The sequence below is a fragment of the Streptomyces sp. NPDC088252 genome (assembly GCF_044740965.1).
Lineage (GTDB): Bacteria > Actinomycetota > Actinomycetes > Streptomycetales > Streptomycetaceae > Streptomyces.
On sequence record NZ_JBIURS010000072.1, the window covers coordinates 1 to 1,482 of the forward strand.

Here is a 1,482-nt window from a genome sequence, read left to right on the forward strand (position 1 = left end):
CTTGGGTTCTAGGGGTCTTCGCAACACCGCCTGGTTTTAGGTGGTGAGTAGATCACGTAGACGCTCGGCTGGGGTATCCCAGTCGAGCGTCTTGCGTGGACGACCGTTGAGTTCCTGGGCGACGTGTTCGAGGTCTTCGGGGCTGTGGAGGCTCAGGTCTGTGCCTTTGGGGAAGTACTGGCGGAGCAGGCCGTTGGTGTTTTCGTTGGAGCCGCGTTGCCAGGGCGAGGCGGGGTCGCAGAAGTAGACGGGCATGCCTGTGGCCATGCTGAACTGCTTGTGGCGTGCCATCTCGCTTCCCTGGTCCCAGGTGAGTGATCCCCGCAGGTGTGCGGGCAGGGTCTGGATGGTGCGGACGAGGCCGTCGCGGACGGTTTCGGCGTCATGGGCTCCGCCGGGCAGGTGGACCAGCATGGTGTAGCGGGTGGTCCGCTCGACCAGAGTGGCGATCGCGGAGCGGCTGTTGGCCCCGATGATCAGATCGCCTTCCCAGTGACCGGGCACGGCCCGGTCCTCGATATCGGCGGGGCGGTCACTGATCATGACCATCGGGTCGGTGAACCGTGGAGTGCGTCGGTCCGGGTCCCGGCGCGGTCTGCGGCGGGTGCGGCCGGAGCGGACCGCTGCCTGTACTTCCCGTTTCAGGCCGCCACGGGCCTGGAAATACAGTGCCTGGTAGATCGTTTCCATGCTCACCCGCATGCTCTGGTCGTCGGGATGTTCCTTGAACAGAGCGTGGCAGATCTGCTCCGGCGACCACCGCCTGCGCAATCCGTCCTGGACGAAGCAGCGCAACCGGCCCTCGCGCAGCAACTTGCGGTCCTTGGGCCGGGGCCTGCGCGCGGCTGCTGCCCGGTGGGCCGCATAGGGCTGGTAGCCCGCGGTGCCCGAGCCGGCATCGATCTCCCGCTTGATCGTGCTGGCCGGCCGGCCCAGGGCACGTCCGACCGCCCGAAGTGAGTGGCCCGCCATACGAAGATCACGGATCTGCTCGCGCTCGGCCAGTGTCAAGAACCTCGGATGAAGCTGCTTGTCCAGGGCCGCCAAACCCACCGATGCTGTGGTCACAGGGCCCATCGTGACGGTCCCCGCCGCGTAATCGACACGGCGGCCATCGGCGTAGGTCCGCGTCGTGGCACTCTTCTTCACGCCCTGGTCCCAGTCCCTGGCCGTGCGCTCGTTCACCCCGACACGCCTGGCCGCCATGGACTGCGCAACGCCCTTGGCCCGCAGTCGCTCGTACTCGTCCCGCCGCGGATGCCGCCGCGGCAAGCGCACCGACCCACGCCCGGCTTTCCGGGCCCAACCGAACGCTGTGTTCCGGTTCACGCCCAGCTCACGCGCCGCCACCGTCACGTTCCCCACGACATTCAGCCGTACAAGGAAACGCTCCCTCAACCCCGCAAGATCAACCCGCTCAACGCCCACGGTCCTCGCAACTCCCACAGATCGCGGGTGTTGCGAGGACCGTTAGAACCCAAG

General features: G+C 67.1%; 1 protein-coding gene. It reads right to left on the minus strand.

Annotated features, from left to right (window positions below; genetic code table 11):
- Window positions 1–36: 36 nt before the first annotated feature.
- Window positions 37–1,206: an IS30 family transposase gene (locus ACIOHC_RS43825; protein ID WP_401847051.1), complete on the minus strand. Its 1,170-nt coding sequence runs from the start codon at window positions 1,204–1,206 to the stop codon at window positions 37–39.
- Window positions 1,207–1,482: the final 276 nt, after the last annotated feature.